The sequence below is a fragment of the Shewanella sp. DW31 genome, from assembly GCF_015767295.1.
Lineage (GTDB): Bacteria > Pseudomonadota > Gammaproteobacteria > Enterobacterales > Shewanellaceae > Shewanella > Shewanella oncorhynchi.
Map to the genome: position 1 here is coordinate 1 of NZ_JADWMP020000055.1, position 788 is coordinate 788.

Here is a 788-nt window from a genome sequence, read left to right on the forward strand (position 1 = left end):
GGGCGTAATTCAGGCTATAGCCTCAAGGAACAATCACCACCGCCAGAGGCGGTGGTTTTGGGATGACAATAAAATGTTACCACCTTGATTCATAATATTGTTGCTCACTCATACCCGATAGAATATTGACTTTAAACACTCCCATTAATATCTCAATTTACTTCCATTCTTATCTGCTTCATAAATATCGTAAGTTATCGCTTATAAATTTGTGGCTTTCAAACATTACCATTAATGCATTTAGTTATAGTGTGAAAAGTGTTGTAAGTTATTTGTGATATTATAGGGTGCTTAGAGTATTGAATAAGAAGGCAAGTATGCACAATGTAGAAGAGTTTGGGGCTATCGTCAGTAAAGCTCTCGATAGTTACAAATCCGATTTTATGGAACTTGTTAGGGAATATGCGATTTCTTGTAAAAATCAAGGTGAGGCATATTGCGATTTTTTTGTCGACATCGCCTCTATGATGAATGGCGCATGGCTTTTAACTGTAGTATGTGAATTTGAGTATGTTTCTGAATTTAAAGCCTTTAATTGGTATCAATTATTGAATGTTGATATAGACAATATGCCAGAAGATGATTTGTTCTCCCTACAAAATAAGCTATATGAAATCGGTTATATTTGGTTGGTGGAGCAATTAATTTCCTCTAAAAAAGAAGTAAAGAATCCGCCTTCTTAGAAGGCGGCTTTGACTTGCCCCTGGAAGGGGCTATTCCAAGAACCTACATCATCTGCAACGACAATTGAGCCTCATGTTCCTGATCTTGTTTATCTTGATGGCGCA

General features: G+C 36.7%; 1 protein-coding gene. It reads left to right on the forward strand.

Annotated elements, in window-relative coordinates; genetic code table 11:
* Positions 1 to 317: 317 nt before the first annotated feature.
* Complete coding sequence (locus GWI56_RS21575; RefSeq protein WP_198574023.1) at positions 318 to 683, forward strand: hypothetical protein; 366 nt, start codon at positions 318 to 320, stop codon at positions 681 to 683.
* Positions 684 to 788 lie beyond the last annotated feature (105 nt).

Excerpts from the sequence above, each read along its gene's own strand:
- GWI56_RS21575 (WP_198574023.1), top strand. The coding sequence starts at position 318 with ATGCACAATGTAGAAGAGTTTGGGGCTATCGTCAGTAAAGCTCTCGAT.